The organism is Gardnerella sp. 30-4 (assembly GCF_001641215.1).
GTDB classification, from domain to species: domain Bacteria; phylum Actinomycetota; class Actinomycetes; order Actinomycetales; family Bifidobacteriaceae; genus Bifidobacterium; species Bifidobacterium leopoldii.
Genome location: NZ_LXJL01000110.1, coordinates 1 through 5,430 on the forward strand (window position 1 = coordinate 1; position 5,430 = coordinate 5,430).

Annotated in this window: 6 protein-coding genes and 3 tRNA genes; 8 read left to right on the plus strand and 1 reads right to left on the minus strand. The window is 43.6% G+C overall.

Features of this window, described 5'->3' with window-relative positions:
- Window positions 1-37 precede the first annotated feature (37 nt).
- Window positions 38-214 carry an FmdB family zinc ribbon protein gene (locus A5294_RS06650; RefSeq protein WP_004574103.1) on the minus strand — a complete coding sequence of 59 codons (177 nt, stop codon included), beginning with the start codon at window positions 212-214 and terminating at the stop codon, window positions 38-40.
- Between the two features lie 309 nt (window positions 215-523).
- Here A5294_RS06650 and A5294_RS05780 point away from each other — a divergent pair, with 309 nt between their 5' ends.
- The 8 genes from A5294_RS05780 to A5294_RS05815 form a co-directional block, all read left to right on the plus strand.
- The gene (locus A5294_RS05780) at window positions 524-1,606 is read left to right on the plus strand and encodes a hypothetical protein (RefSeq protein WP_064340680.1); all 1,083 of its coding nucleotides are present in this window, start codon (window positions 524-526) and stop codon (window positions 1,604-1,606) included.
- Between the two features lie 173 nt (window positions 1,607-1,779).
- Window positions 1,780-2,073 (plus strand): co-chaperone GroES, encoded by a 294-nt coding sequence (groES, locus tag A5294_RS05785; protein ID WP_004114319.1) that lies wholly within the window; start codon window positions 1,780-1,782, stop codon window positions 2,071-2,073.
- Between the two features lie 298 nt (window positions 2,074-2,371).
- The gene (gene hisC / locus A5294_RS05790) at window positions 2,372-3,469 is read left to right on the plus strand and encodes a histidinol-phosphate transaminase (RefSeq protein WP_064340681.1); all 1,098 of its coding nucleotides are present in this window, start codon (window positions 2,372-2,374) and stop codon (window positions 3,467-3,469) included.
- A gap of 111 nt (window positions 3,470-3,580) precedes the next feature.
- A tRNA-Tyr gene (locus A5294_RS05795) sits at window positions 3,581-3,662 on the plus strand.
- 1 nt (window position 3,663) lies between these two features.
- A tRNA-Thr gene (locus A5294_RS05800) sits at window positions 3,664-3,735 on the plus strand.
- Window positions 3,736-3,739: 4 nt separating this feature from the next.
- Window positions 3,740-3,813, plus strand: a tRNA-Met gene (locus A5294_RS05805).
- Window positions 3,814-3,866: 53 nt separating this feature from the next.
- Window positions 3,867-4,037 carry a 50S ribosomal protein L33 gene (gene rpmG, locus A5294_RS05810; protein WP_004105548.1) on the plus strand — a complete coding sequence of 57 codons (171 nt, stop codon included), beginning with the start codon at window positions 3,867-3,869 and terminating at the stop codon, window positions 4,035-4,037.
- A gap of 124 nt (window positions 4,038-4,161) precedes the next feature.
- The coding region (locus A5294_RS05815) for an FAD-binding protein (RefSeq protein WP_064340682.1) at window positions 4,162-5,430 on the plus strand (1,269 nt) is incomplete at its 3' end.

Genomic DNA, 5,430 nt, shown 5'->3' on the forward strand with positions numbered 1-5,430 from the left:
AGATGTGTATAAGAGACAGATTTATAATTTTACAAAATCATTTATCGGTTCGATAAAAGCCTTTGCCTTTAAAGTTGATTGGAGGAGCGGAGTACACTTTGTGCACTGCATCTTTCCCGCACTGAGGGCAAATGGTAATAGGGTCATCTGAAAATGATTGATGTTCTGAAAAATCGTATCCGCATTGCTTGCAACGATAATGATAAGTAGGCAAAAGTCCCTCCGAAGTTACACGAGCACGTAAGTAGAAACTTACTGTTCCTTCACATATCCTAGTACATACTATGACAGTTATTATAGGTGTTAAATTTGCTTAGTGAATGATTGCGGCACAGCATATTGTGTGATGGCGCGCGCAATAATCCCACATTTTGGCGACACGCCGAAATGTTTATGTTGCTACACATCCTATGACTTCCTTATATTAATAGTTATGGGTTATGAATCGGTGAGTGCGGTACTCGTATTAGTCATCCTCGTAGCCTTATGGTTCGGGTGGTTGCCTAAACGCACGGTTAACGGCATGAAGTCTATGCTTGAACATCGCGAGGATAGGTTTTCACCAACACTTCATCTTGTAGGTGAGTGGAGTACTACGCGTATTTGCGACGGTACTAGTATGTTGGCAAAAGGGGCTTGTATGCAACCGACACAACAAAAACGAACATTAACTCCTGAATATATTGCGCGCATTCGCGCTGCTAGGCGTGCTGCGATACGCCGTCGTTGTGTGTTGGTAGTTGCGCTTGCTGTCTTGACTTTTGTCGTATTCTTAGCAGGATGCTCTGGTATATTTTCTCCAGTTTTTGCTCTTATTCCTGGAGCTATGTTGGCAGTAGTGCTTTATTTTGGAGCTCGTGCTTCTAAGCATGCTCGTGCTTGGGAGGCGCGTATTGCAACAATGCGCGCTGCTTCGAAACGCAAAGCTGAGGATGAATTATGTGAACGCCGCAATAGTGCTGTTATACGTCAGTTGAAAGATTATTCTTCTGCATCTGATTCTGATTTTAATGGAGAAATCAACAGTAGTGATGCGATTTCCCAAAACGACAGTGCTGAGTATTCTGTATCTCAGACTGTAGTGCCTGTTCGAAATGGCGCATCTCGTGACAATACTGAAACTTCGGTTATGGAGCAGAGCGAAATTCGTGTTGCGTTACATCGTGCGGAGCAAGAGCGCAATGCAGCGTTGCGTGAGCGTTCATATAAAGAAGAATCTGAATCTAAAGAATCTAATATCGTTGAAGCGGAAAATAAAGACGCATACGATTCTTCTAACGCTTCTGTGGCTTCGGGGCAAAACTATCAGTCTAATCAAGATTTAATTTCGTTCTCGCTTGATTCACAAACTAAGTCTGATTCAAGTAATGCTAATTTGGCATCTCGTACTCCAGAAAGTTTGGAAATTAAATCAACTAAGCAAGTAGTTAAAGCTGTACCAGTTGCTAACGCTGATAGTGCTGCTGCCGCTACTAATTTTGTTGTTGCAAACTCTTCTCAGTTCCACGAAAAAGAAAAAGTAAGCGAAGTGGATGCTCCAGAAAGTTCTGAAGACTCACTTGGTGTGGCAAATTTGCATGATGTTCTTGCTCGTCGCAATGCCTGATTTAAGAGTTTTCTAAAAATTTTCTTAAAAGATTAGCACTCGAGTTGTTAGAGTGCTAAATTCGCGCTATTATGAGGCACAGAGCGTAAGTGCGGTTGCGGACGTGATCGTCAGCCTCGTCGGATTGTTTCTTGCGTACGAAATTAATATCTCTTATGAAAGGGGTGGCAACAGTGTCGATTAAGCTCACACCGTTGGAGGATAAGATTATTGTTAAGCAAGCTCAAGCGGAAACTCAGACTGCTTCTGGCTTGTATATTCCAGATAATGCCAAGGAAAAGCCACAGCAGGGTGAAGTTCTTGCCGTAGGTCCTGGTCGTCGTGACGATAAGGGCGAGCGCATTCCTATGGATGTTAAGGTTGGAGACAAGGTTCTTTATTCCAAGTACGGTGGAACTGAAGTGCATTACGAAGGTGAGGACTACTTAATCGTGTCTTCTCGTGATGTGCTTGCGATTCTTGGCTAGTATTTAGCTGGTTGAAACAATAAAACTTACGCTGGAAATGACGGAAACGTTATTCCCAGCGTTTTTTATTGCGGTACGTAAGAATGTGCCGTGAAATATTTGGATAGCTGGCAGAAACTTTACGCGGTTGTAAGGTTTTGGTTGGATTTTGGCTTGGAAACGGCAGAAAGTTTACATGGCTGTAAAGTTTTGGTCGGATTAAGGCGATAAAGCGGCAGTTTCTTTACATGCTTGCGCAATTTTAGTCGGATTTTCGCTATTGCACAGTTAAGGTATGTGTAGAGTATGATGGAGAAGTATGACATACAAACACCGCAATATTGTAGATACAATTCCTAGCTACAAGCAGGGTAAGCCAGCTCCTAAATTGGACGGCATTCGTGCGTATAAGATTTCTAGTAACGAAAATCCTTATGAGCCTTTGCAAAGCGTAAAAGAAGCAATCTCAAATCGCGCGCTTAATGTAATAAACCGTTATCCTAATATGCGTGGCACAGAAGTTGTTGAAGAACTTGCTAAGCGTTTTGGTGTGACTGCAGACGAAGTAGTGCTTGGTTGCGGCTCTACGGAAGTTATTACGCAGCTTGTTGACTTGGTTGCAGGTCCGGGAGATGAGGTCATATATCCTTGGAGAAGCTTTGAAGCTTACCCGATTATTGTAACGGGAGCTGGTGCTACAAGCGTTCAGATTCCTAATCGTGCCGATGGTTCTCACGATGTTGACGCTATGATTGCAGCTATTAACGATCGCACGCGTTTGATTATTTTGAATAATCCTAATAATCCAACTTCTGCTTCACTTAGCGAGAAGGAAGCTCGCAAGGTGTTAGATGCTGTGCCAAGCGACGTTCTTGTACTTATTGACGAAGCTTATGTGCAGTTTAACACAGCAAAAGGCACTGCAAATGGCATGAAGCTGTACCATGAGTATCCAAATGTAGTTGTTGCTCAAACGTTCTCCAAGGCCTATGGATTGGCAGGTTTGCGCATTGGTTATGGTATTGCTCCGGCTGAAGTCGTAGACGGTATGCGTAAAGTTGCTGTGCCATTTGGTGTGTCTCAAATAGCGCAGGTCGCAGCTTTGGCTTCTTTGGAAGATGACGCAAGCAAGGAGATGAGTACTCGTGTTGCATCTCTTGTTGCTGAGCGCGAGCGCATTGTTGAAGCTTTACGCGGGCAAGGCTGGAATATTGAGGATGCGTACGCAAACTTCTTCTGGATGCCATTTGGGGCAGATACTGAGAAAGTAACAGAACATTTTATTGCTGCAGGATTGTCTGTTCGCGCTTTTGCTGGTGAAGGTATTCGCATTAGTATCGGCGAGCGCGAGGCTAATGACAGAGTTTTGACAGTTTGCGAAAATTTAAAAAAAGAGGGTTTTTCGCTAAATAACTAGCTTTTTTGCATAAAAGTTTTGCTTTCGGCGTGTCTTAATCTTGCATTAGTCGCGATTTCGTGGCAAAATAACAAAGTTGCCGTTTGAAGTTCACTTCTTACGGAGACTGCTGGCGGGTTTCCCAAGTGGTCAAAGGGAGCTGACTGTAAATCAGCCGCTTCGTGCTTCAGTGGTTCGAATCCACTACCCGCCACGCCTCGATAGCTCAGTGGTAGAGCACTTCCTTGGTAAGGAAGAGGTCGTGAGTCCGATTCTCACTCGAGGCTCTCTGGCGGGGTAGCTCAGCTGGCTAGAGCGTACGACTCATAATCGTAAGGTCAAGAGTTCGAGTCTCTTCCTCGCTACAACGGCCAGTAGGAGACTGGCTGGCCAATAATGAATTGTAGAGGTGAACGAAATGGCAAGCAAGAGCGCCGACATCCGTCCGGGCATTACGATGGCATGCACGGAGTGCAAAGAGCGTAATTACATCACGACGAAGAATCGTCGCAATACGCCTGATCGTCTTGAGTTGAACAAGTTCTGCCCACGCTGCGGCAAGCATACGCTTCATCGCGAGACTCGCTGAATTTTCAGCTTCCTGCGCTCACGATTTCGGCTTGTTTAAGCTTGTTGCTAGTTGCGCAGATTTTATTCTTATTACCCCGCTTAATGCGGGGTTTTTGTTATTTATTGCTGTTAATATTTAAACCATGAGTATGCAAGCATCTTTAGTAAATAATCCATCATTTGCAGATATAACAACTGTTGGCGTAGGTGGCAAAATTGCGCGTTTTATAGAGCCCAAAAGTCGCGTTGCTGTTATTGAAGCGGTAGAAGATGCTGATGAGGCTGGTCTGCCTTTATGTGTTATCGGTGGCGGCTCTAATATGCTTGTTAGCGATGAGGATTTCAACGGCGTTGTTGTGCGAGATGCTAGACGCGATATTCATGTGCTTGATGAAGCAGCACCTTCAGAAGATGGCATTGATTTGCAAAGTGGTGCTCATTTAGTGCATATCAATGCTGAAGCTGGTTGTAATTGGGATGATTTTGTTTCACATACGATTTCTCTTGGCTTAGAGGGTGTAGAAGGTCTTTCTGGCATACCTGGCACTGTTGGGGCTTCTGTTGTACAAAATATTGGCGCTTATGGTCAAGAAGTATCTCAAAGTGTTACTTCCGTAGAAGTTTGGGACCGCAAAACAAAATCAACTATAGAGCTGCAGAAGGATGCTTTGAATTTTGGGTATCGCACTTCATTGCTTAAAAAAAGCATGTACTCTTCAGTAGGAGTCCCTGCGGATTCGTATTTTCCTACTCCTCGTTACGTTGTACTGTCTGTTACTTTTTGTTTGAAGCATAATTCAACTGGCGTTGTTTCTCATTCGCAATTAGCTAATGCTTTGCACGTAGAATTAGGCGAGCGTATGCAAACAGCAGCAATACGTCGTGAAGTTTTGCGCGTTCGTGCTTCTAAAGGCATGCTTGAGGATGCTTCTCGTTACGATAAGCTGTGGATGCGTGGTACAAAGTGTGCTGAAGGTGTTGAATTTGCTTTGCGATTGCAAAGTGAAGACTATGTTACTGGTGAATTTTTAGAGGGCGATAATATTTACAGTGATCGTCATAGTTGCGGTAGTTTCTTTATGAATCCAATACTTAGTACTAGTGAAGCCGATACTTTGCCAGAAGATGCTCCTAAATTTGATGCAATTATGCAAGATGGATCGCATGGTATAAAAACTTCTGCAGCTTGGCTTATTGACCATGCTGGATTCCATAAGGGTTTTAGGCTTATAGAAAATGGGAAACCTTCGCCTGCAGGTCTTTCTTCATTGCATACTTTGGCGCTTACCAATCGTAATAATGCTTCTTGTGACGACATTGCAAATTTGGCAAAAACTATTATCCGTGGTGTGCAAAGTAAGTTTGGTGTAACGCTTATTCCTGAACCTGTTGTAATAAATATTTCTATAAAC